At 52.4% G+C, this 14,247-nt stretch carries 16 protein-coding genes and 1 tRNA gene; 10 read left to right on the top strand and 7 right to left on the bottom strand.

The annotated features are described in order from the left end of the window. Positions 1 to 3: 3 nt before the first annotated feature. Complete coding sequence (locus ACFQDM_RS11295) at positions 4 to 528, bottom strand: DUF421 domain-containing protein (protein ID WP_377379081.1); 525 nt, start codon at positions 526 to 528, stop codon at positions 4 to 6. 76 nt (positions 529 to 604) lie between these two features. Between ACFQDM_RS11295 and ACFQDM_RS11290 the strand changes: the two genes are divergently transcribed. From ACFQDM_RS11290 to ACFQDM_RS11280, 3 genes are all read left to right on the top strand, one after another. Next, the gene (locus ACFQDM_RS11290) at positions 605 to 1,171 is read left to right on the top strand and encodes an NUDIX hydrolase (RefSeq protein ID WP_377379080.1); all 567 of its coding nucleotides are present in this window, start codon (positions 605 to 607) and stop codon (positions 1,169 to 1,171) included. Positions 1,172 to 1,206: 35 nt separating this feature from the next. Further along, complete coding sequence (locus tag ACFQDM_RS11285; RefSeq protein ID WP_377379078.1) at positions 1,207 to 1,869, top strand: histidine phosphatase family protein; 663 nt, start codon at positions 1,207 to 1,209, stop codon at positions 1,867 to 1,869. 94 nt (positions 1,870 to 1,963) lie between these two features. Further along, positions 1,964 to 2,512: an energy transducer TonB gene (locus ACFQDM_RS11280; protein WP_377379076.1), complete on the top strand. Its 549-nt coding sequence runs from the start codon at positions 1,964 to 1,966 to the stop codon at positions 2,510 to 2,512. 102 nt (positions 2,513 to 2,614) lie between these two features. Here ACFQDM_RS11280 and ACFQDM_RS11275 read toward each other — a convergent pair whose 3' ends face one another. Together ACFQDM_RS11275 and ACFQDM_RS11270 are read right to left on the bottom strand one after the other, a co-directional pair. Continuing rightward, complete coding sequence (locus ACFQDM_RS11275; protein WP_377379074.1) at positions 2,615 to 4,180, bottom strand: hypothetical protein; 1,566 nt, start codon at positions 4,178 to 4,180, stop codon at positions 2,615 to 2,617. A gap of 141 nt (positions 4,181 to 4,321) precedes the next feature. Then, positions 4,322 to 4,960 (bottom strand): SDR family oxidoreductase, encoded by a 639-nt coding sequence (locus ACFQDM_RS11270; RefSeq protein WP_377379072.1) that lies wholly within the window; start codon positions 4,958 to 4,960, stop codon positions 4,322 to 4,324. Between the two features lie 127 nt (positions 4,961 to 5,087). On the opposite strand from ACFQDM_RS11270, the gene ACFQDM_RS11265 reads away from it, so the two are divergent. Further along, positions 5,088 to 5,321: an RND transporter gene (locus ACFQDM_RS11265; RefSeq protein WP_377379070.1), complete on the top strand. Its 234-nt coding sequence runs from the start codon at positions 5,088 to 5,090 to the stop codon at positions 5,319 to 5,321. On the opposite strand, the gene ACFQDM_RS11260 is transcribed toward ACFQDM_RS11265, so the two are convergent. Further along, positions 5,312 to 5,575 (bottom strand): DUF7218 family protein, encoded by a 264-nt coding sequence (locus tag ACFQDM_RS11260; protein ID WP_377379068.1) that lies wholly within the window; start codon positions 5,573 to 5,575, stop codon positions 5,312 to 5,314. The two genes, ACFQDM_RS11265 and ACFQDM_RS11260, sit on opposite strands and share 10 nt — an antisense overlap. Before the next feature lie 106 nt (positions 5,576 to 5,681). Here ACFQDM_RS11260 and ACFQDM_RS11255 point away from each other — a divergent pair, with 106 nt between their 5' ends. Both ACFQDM_RS11255 and panD read left to right on the top strand, forming a co-directional pair. Continuing rightward, positions 5,682 to 6,089, top strand: coding sequence for a DUF1330 domain-containing protein (locus tag ACFQDM_RS11255; RefSeq protein WP_377379065.1), 408 nt, complete (start codon positions 5,682 to 5,684; stop codon positions 6,087 to 6,089). Positions 6,090 to 6,405: 316 nt separating this feature from the next. Beyond that, positions 6,406 to 6,762 carry an aspartate 1-decarboxylase gene (panD, locus tag ACFQDM_RS11250; protein ID WP_377379062.1) on the top strand — a complete coding sequence of 119 codons (357 nt, stop codon included), beginning with the start codon at positions 6,406 to 6,408 and terminating at the stop codon, positions 6,760 to 6,762. A 65-nt stretch (positions 6,763 to 6,827) separates the two neighbouring features. On the opposite strand, the gene ACFQDM_RS11245 is transcribed toward panD, so the two are convergent. Further along, positions 6,828 to 7,574, bottom strand: coding sequence for an SIMPL domain-containing protein (locus ACFQDM_RS11245; protein ID WP_377379060.1), 747 nt, complete (start codon positions 7,572 to 7,574; stop codon positions 6,828 to 6,830). Positions 7,575 to 7,725: 151 nt separating this feature from the next. Between ACFQDM_RS11245 and ACFQDM_RS11240 the strand changes: the two genes are divergently transcribed. Together ACFQDM_RS11240 and ACFQDM_RS11235 are read left to right on the top strand one after the other, a co-directional pair. Beyond that, positions 7,726 to 7,802: transfer RNA gene (locus ACFQDM_RS11240), tRNA-Ile, on the top strand. 246 nt (positions 7,803 to 8,048) lie between these two features. Continuing rightward, on the top strand, positions 8,049 to 9,083 hold the full coding sequence (locus ACFQDM_RS11235; RefSeq protein ID WP_377379057.1) for a hypothetical protein: 1,035 nt from the start codon (positions 8,049 to 8,051) through the stop codon (positions 9,081 to 9,083). Between the two features lie 7 nt (positions 9,084 to 9,090). Here the strand turns inward: ACFQDM_RS11235 and ACFQDM_RS11230 are convergent, their stop codons facing one another. After that, positions 9,091 to 11,016 carry a heparinase II/III family protein gene (locus ACFQDM_RS11230; protein WP_377379055.1) on the bottom strand — a complete coding sequence of 642 codons (1,926 nt, stop codon included), beginning with the start codon at positions 11,014 to 11,016 and terminating at the stop codon, positions 9,091 to 9,093. A gap of 563 nt (positions 11,017 to 11,579) precedes the next feature. Between ACFQDM_RS11230 and ACFQDM_RS11225 the strand changes: the two genes are divergently transcribed. Continuing rightward, positions 11,580 to 11,885 (top strand): hypothetical protein, encoded by a 306-nt coding sequence (locus tag ACFQDM_RS11225; RefSeq protein WP_377379053.1) that lies wholly within the window; start codon positions 11,580 to 11,582, stop codon positions 11,883 to 11,885. 11 nt (positions 11,886 to 11,896) lie between these two features. Continuing rightward, positions 11,897 to 13,411 (top strand): methyl-accepting chemotaxis protein, encoded by a 1,515-nt coding sequence (locus ACFQDM_RS11220; protein ID WP_377379051.1) that lies wholly within the window; start codon positions 11,897 to 11,899, stop codon positions 13,409 to 13,411. A gap of 55 nt (positions 13,412 to 13,466) precedes the next feature. Here the strand turns inward: ACFQDM_RS11220 and ACFQDM_RS11215 are convergent, their stop codons facing one another. Further along, positions 13,467 to 14,246 (bottom strand): glutaredoxin family protein, encoded by a 780-nt coding sequence (locus ACFQDM_RS11215; protein WP_377379049.1) that lies wholly within the window; start codon positions 14,244 to 14,246, stop codon positions 13,467 to 13,469. Position 14,247 lies beyond the last annotated feature (1 nt).

The following is a 14,247-nucleotide window of genomic DNA, read 5'->3' as shown; positions in this document are numbered from 1 at the left end:
CGCCTAAAAACCTCTCACATTGGCAAGCGCGTCATTCTGCGGGGAATAATCTTTCTTTGGCAGAACGGTCAGGCTCGCATCGGTCTCAAGGATGACCCATTGAACATCCGACAGGCTGATCAGCCCGGCTTCACGTACCGCAGACTTGATCTCGCGCTCGGAAATACGCTCCTTGGAGGCGGCCCTTTTCAGAATCTGTCCGTTCTCGACCAGCAGGCGGGGCTCTGCCTTGGCCAGGTCTGCCACAAAGCGCGAGCGAACGATGAGACTGGTCAGACACCATTGCATAAACAAGAGGAGCCCGATCGCCAGTAGCGCTTCGGTGATCGTCACATCGGCGAGGATGATGCCGGAGCCGACCAGGGAACCAAGCGCCACGGTGACGACCCAGTCGAAATTGTTCATCTGAGACGTTGAGCGTTTCCCCGACAGTCGGATGAAGCACACCACCGCAAAATACATGAGCGGCGCGCTGATCAGAATGCGGATGATATCGCCAAAGCTATCGGGAAAAAGAAGTTGAGACATGGCCTATCAACCGGGGCCGGTTTAAAACGTTCCAAGCCATACACGCCACAACCAGAAAGAGGCTTTGCAACGCCACATGATCAAGCCGTGGAAAATTCTCTCATCCAAACAGACCTATAAAGACCCATGGCTTTCTGTCCGAACAGACCATGTGCAATTGGATGATGGACGGGAGATTGAAGACTATCACATTCTGGAATATTCCGACTGGGTCACCGTCATCGGTTTGACGAGCTCAGGCAATGTGGTTCTGATCCGCGAATACCGCCACGGCGCGAACGCTGTCACGATCGGACTACCCAGCGGGAGAGCAGAAGCCGATGAGCATACAGAAGACGTTGCCAAACGAGAGTTTCTTGAAGAAACGGGATACACAGCTCAGGAATGGGTAAAGATTGGCCAAGGTTACGCCAACTGGGGCACCCAGAACAACAAGGTGCACTACTATATTGCCTTCAACGTCGAGAAATCAGACCAACAACATCTTGATGAAAACGAGGAAATCGAAACGTTTGAATGGAGTTGGCAAAAGTATTTTGAGCACGAAGATGTGCACCCTGAAAACTGCTTGCACTTAGCCGCGCTCTATTACGCCGAGCGGTATTTCGCGAAACATCCTGACAAACGTCCCCAATCCGCCTAAGCACTGGCAAAAACAAACCGGCAAGGGGAAACCATATGACCATGCAGATCATGCCAGACCGCACCTGGTATTTCGTTCGCCACGGCGAAACCGAGTGGAATGCGGAAAAGCGGATGCAGGGCCAGTGGGAATCCAATCTGAACGAAAATGGCAAACGCCATGCCGATGAAAACGGGCGCTGGCTGAAAGATCTTGGCATCGGGCATATCTGGGCATCGCCGCAATCGCGCGTGCGCCAGACCGCAGAGATTATCTCTCAGCATATGCCATTGGCGGCTAACCCGACATTCGATGACCGGCTGAAAGAGTGGAGCTCTGGCGACTGGTCAGGTGAGCTTTATGCCGACCTCGCTGTCAAACGCCCTGAAGAATGGGCCGCCTGGGAAGCCGACCGCTATGGCTATCGCCCACCAAATGGCGAAAACTTTGTCGATCTGGAAGAACGTGCCGACAGCTTTTTCGCGGACAGCGTCTCCAATCCGGAACCAACGGTCGCCGTCTTCGCCCATGGCTTCATCATCCGTGTGATGGTCGGACGCCTTGCCGGTTTGTCCGTCGAAGAGGTGCTGGCGGTCAAACAGACAAACCAGACCGTGATCCGCGTTCAGCAACGCGATGGCCAGTGCAGGATCGACCATTTCGTTGCAGGCGTCGGTCCGTTTGAAGGCTTACCGCGCGGCGAACAGGGCGCGGCCTGAAACTGTGGGGCACATCACTTCAGTCAGAGAGCGTTTTTAAAGCGGTCATTGATAATCTGTCGCGCATAAGAAGAAAAGCACTGAGGACGTCGTCATGGGACCAAAGTTATTGGCAATTTCCGGCCTCCTGTGTGTGCTGGCAGCGCAGTCCGCCTTCGCCGATGAATGCCGCGAACGACCAAACAAGCCAGCAAAAGAGATTCACAAGAAACTCAAAGTCTGGATGAAGAAAAAGGACGCCGTGCAATACACCGGATACATGTCGAGGAAGGTCCTGGAGATTCCAAATCTGGGGTGTGCTGAGCGGAAATTGTTCCAGGCCCTGCTCGACGATGCCCGCGACAAACTCCCTGAGTCCAAGATGACAGAACTGCGTAGTGGCCTGCCCGTGCTTCACACAGATCCGAGCCTCTATTTTCCGATAAGCATGTCCGAGCAGGGAAAAAACGGGGATTGTGTGATCACTTTCGACCTGCCGCGTGCGGGAAGCGCCACGAACATAAAAGCAAATTGCGATCATGAGGGTTTTGTGGAGAGCGCCGAACAAGCCGTTGCCTCAATGGTCTTTTCGCCGCTTGCCATTGATGACGAGTTTATACCCCAGGAGGGCTTAACCTATCCCCTCACCTACATTCTCGACTGAAATAGCCCGGCACGGAGAGCGCGCTACGCAGATCGACCATTTCATTGCAGGCGTCGGCCCGTTTGAAGGCTTACCGCGCGGCGAACAGGGCGCGGCTTAAACTCAATCATTCCTGATCGCGCAACCAAACTGGCTGGGGCATGGCGTGCGCTCAACAGGGCCGCCTCCACGGGTTGGAGCCTGACCGCTCACACCATACCGATAGTCATCGCTGAACTGGCGTGTTTCCGTCGTCTTCGGCGGACAATAGTTTTCACCATTTGAGCCTTTGCACGGGTCTTCCAGGCGACCTGCCACGATCGCCAGAGACCCCACACTGCCCTGCCCCGATGAACTGCCCGTTCTGGCTTTGGCAGCGCGCTGTCTGTTGAGAATGGCTTCAGCACGGCGGATGGCATCTGCCTGTGAATTGGCTGGCGAGGTGGAACTGGAAGCCAGATAGCCCCCCACGACGCTCGCCAGAAAATCCCCGAAACCGAACTCGTCAGCCTGTTCCGCACGCATATTCGCGCGATTTTGTGCGTCCTGACGTTGCTGCTCCGCGATACGCGCCTGAGCTTTCTGGCGCAGCCGCTCGCGCTCCTCTTCCAGACGGTCGGCATACCAGTCACCGAACTGGTTGAGCGCACTATCAAACTTTTGCTGATCAAAGCGTTCGACGCGCCGCATGGTGGCGATGACATCATCCCGGCGGCGGCGGAGTTCGGGATGGACCCCGGCGCGGGCGAGCTCGATATAGAGGTTTGGCCGACTGATCTGGTGCAAGGGCAGGCCAGCCATGAATTTGCTCGGATCATTGGCGATCAGGCCAATGCTGCAATTCTTGTTTATATCCGCTTTGATCGGCGCATAATATTTCGATTCCGGGTGATTGATCCGCTCATAGGCGATGCGTTCTTCCCGGGCTTTGTCTTCGGCTTCCAGCTTCAGGCGCTCGGCCTTTTCCTCGGCGGTTTCCGTCTGCGCGCGAAGGTCTTTCAGAAAGGCGAGCGTGTCCATCGCGTTTTTCTTGTCGTCATCGCTGAGCTGAACATCGATCATCTCAGGTTCAGATCCCGAACCGGCCTGGTCGGCACCATATGTCAGCGTCGCGCGATGAGGCTCCAGCAGAAAGGCGAATTTGCGGCGTGCTTCATCAAGCTGGACGGAGTTTTCCGGCGCCGCCAGATAGGCATAGAAGGTCTGCATGAGCAGCGGACATCCATCGCCAGTCCGGCCATAGCGCGCATAATAATCCTGGCCGCGCTGCAGCGTCGTCAGCGGAAAATTGTGATCGAAGAGTTTGGTGCCGCGCTTTCCCTCATCCCAGTGAACCAGATATCTGAGATAGGTTTCGAACTCCTCTGCCGGTCCGAAAGCTGCCAGATGCGCGATATAGCTGTCGCTGACGATATAGCCTTGGTGTGAATTGCGACGCAACAATCTCACCAGCCTCCCGTGGTCTTCGGGATGCATGCGGTTCTGAACTTCTGGGGTGAGCGCCACAAAGAGCGGCGGCATGCCGGGATAGGTCTCGGACGGCTCATTGATCTGATCAATACTGGCTTTCGCCGCAGACACATCTCCGCGCAATATGGCGCGAACGAGCGCCGTTTCACTGGCGAAAGCCTGAGCCGGCGAGCAGACTGCCGTTAGAAAGGCCCAGACGAAAACCAAAGCTGAGCGCATTCATTCCCCCGGCTTGCATGAATTCAACCAGAGAAAAGAGTAGCAGGAAGGCCCCTGAAGACAAGCAGAGCCAGCAGCTTGCTCATCGGACCTTCCTGCATGTTGTGGTTTGCTTCGGCGCCCTCACAGCGCGGAGTTGGCTCAGGCTGCGAGCTTTTCTCGCAGCACTTCATCAATGAGATGAGAGCCGGACTCAACCTCGAAGGTCACTTGACTGGCTTCTGGACGCTCCAGGGCGGCCTGCAGAACATGGGCGACGTCAGCGCGCGAAATGCTGGCCGACTGATAGTCGATATCGGTGAGGTTCACCTGTCCGGTCGGCGTTTCATCCGTCAGAGCAACGGGGCGCACAATCGCGTAATCGAGACCTGATGCCTTGAGGTGATTGTCTGCGTCGCGCTTGGCTTTGAGATAATCGCGAAGCCCTTCCGGGCCCTTTTCCGGGGTATCCACCATGATGGAACTCAGCATCACGAACCGGCCAACATTAGCATGCTTTGCCGCATCAATCAGGCTGATCGCGCCATCGCGGTCGACCGCCTCAACAGCGCTGCCACCTGAGCCCGCCGCGAAGATCACGGCGTCGACACCATCCAGGTTCTGCGGGAAGGTTTCAGGCTGCGTCAGATCCATCATGACCGGCTCTGCACCGATCTGGCGGATCCCGTCAACCTGTTCAGGTTTGCGGATTGCGCCCTTCACCTGATAGCCGGATTTCACAAGACGCTCGGCCAGAATTTTACCGGTTTGACCATTGGCACCAGCGAGCAGAATATTCATGAGATCCTCCTTTTCGTTTGTCCTACACCAACAAAACGGGACCGGCGGCCCCAATGTTCCGGCGCTTTCGCGCAGATGAGGCAAACTCGCGCATTTGTTATTTTAGAATATTCGACTATTTGAAGGTATGGATATTCTCGCTTTTCTCGACCGCATCCCGCTGAGCTTCATTCTGATCGCCTGTATGACGCTGGGCCTCGCCCCCTTCATTCCGGAGCCGCATATCTGGGAGAAGCTGAAAATGCTGGCCGATGGTAGCTTGCGCAAGCCGATCGATGTCTTTGATCTGTTCTGGCATGCCTGGCCGTTCCTGCTTCTGCTGGCCAAGCTCGGGCGGATGGCCCTGCTGCGTCAGCCCTGACGCAGCGCTTTGATGAGTTCATCCTTGGTCATGTCGGACCGGCCTTCAATGTCGAGCTCCTGCGCCCGCTCATACAACTCATCCTTCGTCCAGTCTTCATAAGGGGGCGCCTTGCCGCCTTTTCGGGACGGATTCTGTTCTTTGCTGGCCTGAGCATTTGCAATGCGGGCCGCTTTTTCCTTTGAGGCACCGTCATCTCTCAATGCCTGATAGGTCTCATCATCCTTGATGGATGGTCCATGATCTTTCGCCATTCTGTGCTCCTCTTTCTGGAAAGAGAACGCTGCAAAATCCCGAAAGTGCCATCTGGCCATGCGCATATGCGCCCTTATAGTCGGTCAAAAAACGAGAGAGGAAACCATGCCAGCCAAACAGCCAAAAACCGAACAGATGCGCGCCTTTGCCAAGGACAGTCATGACGGCCCGATTGTCATGCTGAATCTGCTGAAATTCCGCGAGACGGCAGACTATCAGCCTGACGACCCGGAATATGGCGAAAGCATCTCCGGTGAAGCGGCCTATGACCGGTATGGCCGTGAGCTGATGACATTTGCCAGTGACGATATGGGCGTCGAAACGCTCTATGCGGGCGATGCAGAACGGTTCATGATTGGTCAGGGCGACTGGGACCGCGTGCTGCTGGTGCGCTACCCATCACGCGAGCATATGCTGAAAATGCTATCCGATCCGCGCTATACGAAAGCCCATCGCCACCGCGATGCCGGCCTGTTGCACCAGGACCTGATCGAGACGCGGCCCGAAGGTTAAACGCCGCCAGATCAAGGATTGCGATAGCTCACTCTTCATCACTTGATGAAAGAGAAAAGCAACGAACCTCTATACAAGGGAACAAGACTTCACGAAGCTGTCTTTATTGTGCAGTTGCAGCATTTTCATTTCTGAAAAACACAGGAAAACGGAAGATTTCACTTTACGCAGGGGCTCTGGTCTTGCATAAGCGTCGCTCGTCCGCTCGCAAGCGCAATAAAATTAGCTAGCCTTTCGGCAGGACGTCGCCGTTCCTATATAGGAATGGCGCTCTGGGGGAGGACCCGGGTGTTGGATTGTTGAGTGGAGGAATCTCATGCTCCTGACCATGATGAAAGCCAAACTGCACAGCGCGGCTGTCACACAGTGCGACCTGCATTATGAGGGATCTGTATCGATTGATCAGGACCTTCTGGACGCGTCCGGCATTCTGCCGCACGAACAGGTCTATATCTGGAATGTCACCGCTGGCTCACGCATTATGACCTATGCGATTGAAGCGCCGCGCGGCTCCAAAACGATTGGCGTGAATGGTGCTGCAGCGCGTCATTTTCAGGTCGGCGACCGTGTGATTATCTGCACATTCGGCCAGGTTGAAGCGGAAAAAGCACGCAATTACGCGCCAAATGTCGTGATTCTGGATGAAAAGAACGACATCGTTCAGGCGGCCTGATTTTTCTTTTCGCGCCTGAACAGGATGAAGACCGGCCAGCATGACACTGGCCGGCTTTTTTATGCCTATTGAGTCAGTTCGAATACGACGCTGACGCCTGCTGACACAGTCAGCTCGCCGCCGGAAATCTGCGTCGGTGCAGATTTCGCCATGGACGCTTCTGCCATCACCATACGACCGACCGGTTGAGGCCTGTAGCCGCCGGTCTCGCTGATCGTCACAATGCGCGCGACCTGATAACCGGACGCCTCAGCATAGAGTTCAGCGCGGGCGACGGCTTCCTGCATCGCCTTGCGACGGGCTTCATTCTGCAGTTCGGAACTGTCCTGGATATCGAACGAAACGCCATTGAAGGTGTTACCGCCAAGTTCAACCATGGTGTCGATGATGGAGCCGACATTGTCGAGATCCTCGACCTTCACCATCACCTGGTTGGAAACCCGGTAACCGGTAAGCACGGCCGGTTCGTTTTCCGGGTAATTATAGACGGGCTGCAGCGAGAAATCCGATGTCTGGATGTTCTTTTTCGCCAGACCTGCACCTTCCAAAGCCTTGTAAACGCCGGCCATATCAACCGAATTCTGGCGGAGCGCTTCCTGAGCGGTGCTCGCCTCACTGACAACACCGCCGGTGAGATAAGCGACATCCGGGCTCGCCGTGACCTCGGCTTCTGCGGAAATCGTGAGCGTGGTTTCCGGCTGAATGGCGTTCGGGCTGACGGTTGTCATGGCCTGCGCCATGGCTGGAAGAGATGTGCAGGCAAGACCGGTAACGGCCAGACCCGCCAATGGATAAGCAAGAAAGTGTTTCATCATAAGCCTCCTTTTGACGAGGCCGAATGAACACCCCAATCGGGGCAGGAGAATGACCGGGATGTTCATATTCCAGTCAGGTACATTTTTGGCAAATCCCCTCTCGACCTTCCGCCAAAAACCGCTAAGTTCCCTCCTCTCACACTGGTGAGGGCCTGTAGCTCAGTTGGTTAGAGCGGACCGCTCATAACGGTTTGGTCGGGGGTTCAAGTCCCTCCGGGCCCACCAGATAAACGAATTTCCCTAGAGAAGGCGAAACCTAGCGTATCCTACGAGCACGTTATTGGAACGCTTTTGCACAAATAACCAAAAAACGCGGAGCTTTTCACTCGATACTTTCAACAGTAAACGATATAAACTATGCCATTATTAGAAATCTCTTGAGCTTTAATTTCATGTATCATGATGTTAGCGATCAATAAATCTGAAACCAACAGGCCTTTCGCCTAACGAAGAACAATGTGAGGTTTAGTTTTGGCCAGGACTATATTCCATGTCGGCACGCACAAAACTGGGACGACCAGTATTCAACAATTTGCAGCGAAGAATCGCCGACAATTGCGTAACCGTGGCCTTTTATACCCAGGCTACAAGCTAATAAATCGTTCGCCACATTACGCCCATCATGACTTCGCTCATGTGGTTGCCGGAGCGTCATCGAAGAAGCTTAAGCAAAACGACGATATCAAATTTGTAAATGCCATTTCGGCCAACGCGAAAGCCACAGACACAGTTCTCTTAAGTGCTGAACCAGCTTATCGACACAGAATCCCAGTTAATCACGAACACGGGAACATCTGGGAGGAGCGTGATGCATATGTTAAACGGTTATCCGAAGTTTTAAAACCTCTGGATCCTGAAATCTGTATCGTATTGCGCAGCAGAGACGGTTTTGCCAAGTCACTGTATCAAGAAAAAGTAAAAGCCACCAGTTTCAGCGGAAACTTCCAAGAATTTTTAGAATATGATTACTGGTATTTCGAATATGAGCATCAAATTGAAATCTTTTCAAAATATTTTAAAGAAGTAAAAGTGTGTGTATTCGAAGATATTTCCAAATTTGGTGATGATTTTATATCAGGCTTTTTCAATCTTCTCGGCGTTAATGTTAGTGGTCTAGACATGCCACCCATCGCAAATATCGGCTTTGCCCCCGAACTGGTGGACCTCAACCGATATTTCAACAAGCATTCGACCTCCCTGAAACAAAGAAAAATGATTCGTAATTTGCTGGAATCTTTTGCGGAGAGCGGATCCTTCAAGTCTGAGCACATAAGATCGAGCTGGGCCTCAGAGGACTTTATGCAACATTTTCTTAGCCGATTTGCGGACCAGGACGAAAAAACGCTTAAAAGACTAGCTCATTCTATTGATCGGGACACTCTGTTTCCAAACCGTACACCAATCCAGTCGGTCTTTTCCGGCCTATCATGTGAAGACATACCTAAATTGTGCCTAATGCTCCTCACACATGCCAAAATGCAAGAAATCGAACAGCGAAAAGCCTGAGATAATTTTATGTTCGCGGAAAAACACGAAGAGAAAATTCAACATCCTCAGATGACAAACGAAGAGTACCATTATTAATTCTTACTGATGGGACGGCGAAGTCAGCGCTCGCCTCAGAATCGAACAGTTTTATCCTGTAGGCAAGCGCATTAATTCCAGAGCGACTAGTCATCTTAAGCCTGACTTGAGACGTCTTTTCCGCGACCATAGCTCTTGGGAAATACGGAATTTCTGCTTCTATCACGTCGAATTCTCCGCAGGGGGCAGTTTGGGTATTCGCGACATCGAATAGCGAAAGCGAAAACCCTTTCCCGTCCGGTCTAATTACCAAATGATCGAGATTTCCCCTAAAATTTCGCACAAAGCTCAGGCTCGGGTGCAACCCAACCTGCGACCAGCAAACTTTACCTGGCTTGTGACTTTTAAAAGCATCTATAACAATCAATTCATCCGGTTTTTTGAAAACTAAAATTCGATATACATCTGGCCGGGAATCTTTTTTTTGTTTAAACTGGCGGCAAACTGTGTAGCAAACTCTGTCGCTAGCAAACCAACTCTCTTGGATATTCGCCCTGGCGATCTTGAAATCTGCAGGGTCGCTCTCAAATCGGAACACGTTATGTGTTGTGGTATTACAGCCACCCAATGCCTCTTTGCGCGTCCGATCATTAGAGAACTTCGCTGGATCTATGATCAGTTCTTGCCCGAGTCCGAAAAACTGAAAGCTACCATCGTCCTCATGCTTGTGTATTTGTGATCGACAACCACTTTTCTGAACAACGCAAGTTCCATTCGCTCCAGCGCTGGAGAAGTCCCAGTAAGTGCGGAAAGAAGCGTACCCAACAGAGCGCAACACTATATCTGGCGCAAGATCCAAGCGACTCTCAGTTGTTTCTGATCTAAATTTCTGAATTACCTGCTTCGGAAAATCGAAACCTGGATCTATACTTGATATATACTCCAAAACCTTTTCAGACACGTCTTGTCGGGCGGTATCCCCAAATGTTACCAAAGTTCGATCTGGCCAAACGAAATATAGGAAAACACGAAGTGTCTCCACCATAATGGTCTCAACGTTGTGGCGCAGGTCGTCACTGATGGTCTCAGTTTTCAATATTTTCGATAGGCTTTTCAAAAAATGAAGATGGTATCCTGGACTATTTTCCTTATGCGCGTATTCTTTTGTAATTGATTTCAGCAATTGACGCCTAAGAAGGCGATCTTCGACAAAACTGAGAATCTCTCCCTTTTGCTTCAATGCCTTAATACTGGGAACTACCGTCAAGAGCCCGACATCCTGCATTAGACCGTGGTTGTGGCTGGGGCAGTAAAACATATCGTCAAGCATTAAGAACAAATGAAGCAACATTATTCGCAATGAGTTAAGTATCAGAGGTACGTTTAATTCGTCAGCCCCCTTACAATAGTATTGAACAAACTTAAAAAGATTCCTCATTCGATCAGATATCGAATGCTCATCCCACGTAAACTTGTCCGGCGTTAAATGATTAAAGAAATCCGATTGGTACTGAGCTACCGCAGGCAGCGCCTGAGAGCGCCCCTCCTCCGACAGCATCGCCGCTGGCAACCACTCAAGAGCGTTGAACTCTCGCAAATGAGCTCGATCTACCAACAACGGGTCCCGCCAATCTAAAGGAAATTCTAGTCGAATATTCTTAATTGATGGAAGGTTAACATCTAGGAACTCTGTGTCTTTAACTTTGTCGTAGTTAAAACTAGCTCTCTTAGCCGAAGGAAACAGTTCTGGAATCATCACCTCAGGCTGAACGTCGGAAACCTCAAAAAAATAAGCAAAATCTGACGGAACGAAATCTTTAGAGAGCAAAATTGAAATGGCACAATCTGCCTTCTTTTTTCCATTGCGGACTAATTCGATATACTGCAGCGCAGCTTCTAACTTGTGAGGCAGCATAAATAAGCCCTTGATTCCAATTAGTTTTCTTGATTTGGAATAAGACCTTCTCGCGAATTGAGGTGGGTCAAATTCACATTATTCACGCATTTTCCAACGAAACAGGAGGGCAGGCTTCTGTCAACCGACTACTCAATTTCCACCTTTCTATTTACATCTCTATTTGCTCAATCTGCAACAGCTTCCAACCAAAGGATAACGTATTACCCAGCCCCAACAGGAAACCGTCAATCAGAATGAAAGCCGATGGATAGCAATTTATTCACCACTTAAGAAAAGTTGGACAGGCAACTTCCCCCCCTCCCATTTCCCACTGTGCGCGTTTGTCGCATACTTTTTACTTAGGATTCGGTCGCAAAAATTACCCGATCGAAGAACTCAGGAAATACAGATAACACTGTCTTTTCAGAGCCATTCTGAACTTAACCGTCAATATGCTTTATAAACGCGTTTTTCTCATGCTTAACGAGTCATTTCCAAGCATAGTTTGAATCGCAGACCAACTTCACGCAATCGAAATTAATCAAACGCATAAACCCCTACATCTGAAAGGGTGATATGACATGCGTTCGATCGCAATCGCTTCTGTCTTCATGGCGACCGCGCCAGTCTTCGCTATTTGCATGCTTCCGGATGCAGATGGTGAGGTCGTTGCCGTGTTTTCCGAAGCTCAGCAGTTCGATTCCTATGTCGAGCGATCGCGCGATATCGGATTGAAGGTGGTCGCCACCAATCCGCAGCAACGTCACATCACCGTACAGGATCAGGATGGCCACGCAGCAACCGCGCTTTATGCGATGGGCGCACGTCTGGTCATCGACGCTGATCTGCTTACCGCCTGCCAGGCCCGTCCTGGCAATACGATTTAGGGAAACGTCTCATGTCGTCAGACACAAATACAATGAAAACCGTCGATATCGACCGCGTTCGCTTTAACTTCACACGCGCCCTGCTCGGCCTGATGTGGGCTCTGACCATTCTGGTCACCGCACTTGCGGCTTTCAAGTCTTCGGAAAGCCTGATCCTTGTTGGCGGTCTGGCGGTTCTTCTGAGTGTGCTGCCAACCGTCAGCTTTGCGCTGACAAAAGCCTCCTCCTCTACGGCGATTTCGCTGGCGGTGGGCCTCGCCGGTGTGCTGGCGCTGCAAGTCTATGATTTCCAGTGGGATGGCAATGGCATTGCCTATCAGATCGACATGCACATGACCTTTTTTGCAGGTCTTGCGGTGCTGGCGGGTCTTCTGAACTGGCGCGCACTGATTGCCTTCACAGCCGTTGTGGCGTTCCACCACCTTGGCGCTGCGTTCATTCTGCCGACGATCGCCTTCCCGGATGGCGCACCGATTGAACGCGTCTTGCTGCACGGATTCATCCTGTCGCTGGAATGCGGTGTCCTGCTCTATATGAATTATCAGATCACCTCGCTGTTTGCCTCGACCAAGACCGCGCTGGAAACAGCCGAAACACAGCGCAAGTCTGCGCAGGAAGCTCAGCAGCTGGCTGACGCGCTGAAAGCAGAGGCGGAAAGCAAATCTGCGGCTGACAGCAAGCGCTATAATGACCTGCGCAAAGAGGCTGAAGGATTCCGCGGCGAAGCCGAAGCCCTGATGTCTCAGCTGATGAGCCACATGTCTCACCTGGAAAGCACGTCTCACACGCTTGAAGATACGGCGAACCAGTCACGCTCCCGCGCGGATGTGCTGAATGGCGCAACGCAGGGCGCATCCGACAGCGTCAACTCTGTTGCCAGCGCTGCAGAAGAACTGACCGCGTCGATTGAAGAGATTGTGAGCCAGATGACCAGCTCCAACGAGCTGATCAGCGAAGCGGCCGCCTCTACGAGCACATCCCGCTCACGCGTGTCGGACCTCTCTGAAAGCGCGCAGAAGATCGGCGAAGTCGTCAATCTGATCCGTGATATTTCCGAGCAGACAAACCTTCTGGCTCTCAACGCGACAATTGAAGCGGCCCGCGCCGGCGAAATGGGCAAAGGCTTTGCGGTTGTGGCATCTGAAGTGAAAGATCTGGCGGGTCAGACCGGCAATGCCGTGAAGGTGATCTCCGAACTCGTTGGTTCGATCCAGACGGTTACGACCGACACGACCCAATCCATCAATGTGATCGCCGATCAGATGGAACGCGTCTCTGGCTATACCAATGAAGTGGTCCGCGCCATTGGCCAGCAGAGTGAAGCGACGAATGAGATTTCCGTCAGCGTGAATCTTGCATCGTCCAGCACACAGCAACTGGCGTCCGAAGTTCACTCGGTTCTGGAAACGGCAGAACGCACGAAAGATGCCTCCAGCAGCATGCGCGCCATGTCTCAGGAAGTGTCGGATGCCGGGCGTCGCCTACAGGCCCAGATCGAGGAATTCATTTCCAAAGCGGTCGCCTAGAGCCGCAACATTCACCCAAAGCAATGACCCGGCTTTCGCCGGGTCTTTTTTTGTCTCAGAGAATGGCAAGGACGGCGGTCTTCCCGACCATCCAGATCGCCATGGCGACCATCAGCACATTCTCGGTGAGCGATACAAAGCCGAGCGGGACTTCGCTGTCACCGCCAACGCAGGCACATTTCAGCTCCCGCTTGTCGATATAGACCGCCTTGTAGACGGAAATCGCTCCCACCGTACCGATGAAGAAGGCAATGGGCGCTGAGACCCAGACCAGCACGCCTGCGAGCATCAGGATGCCTGCCAGAGCTTCGGCAAACGGATAGACATAGGCATATGGCACATAGCGCTGCGCCAGCAGGTCGTATCCCAGAAACTGATTGGTGAAAGACGTCAGGTCCCGCAGTTTCTGTACCGCCAGCAGGCACATGGCGATGGCGATGAACTTCTCAACCACCGAGATGACAAACGGACCATTCGGCAGCGCCCAGCTGACACCGACCGACATGAGGAAAGCCATCAGGAAGATCACGATGATCGGGCGATAAGCCGATTCTTTTTCGCCTTCCTTTTTCTTGTCGAAAAAGGCGCGCACGCCGTCATAGCCGCCTATGCGCTTTTCGCGAATGAAGGTTTGCGGCGTCGTTTCAACGCCGTATTTTTCCTTGAAGGCGTCGGTTTCCTCACGCGTTGTCAGATGATGGTCTTCGACCTCATATCCTTTGTGTTCGAGGAGATATTTCGACTTCAGACCATAGGGACAGATATGTTTCTCCATCACCATGCGGTAGAGCACGGCGACGGGTTTGGTGTCTGATTTGATCTGTTCGTCCGTCATG

It is taken from the genome of Ponticaulis profundi, assembly GCF_042659465.1.
GTDB classification, from domain to species: domain Bacteria; phylum Pseudomonadota; class Alphaproteobacteria; order Caulobacterales; family Hyphomonadaceae; genus Ponticaulis; species Ponticaulis profundi.
This window is presented reverse-complemented; position numbering and strand designations above follow the sequence as displayed.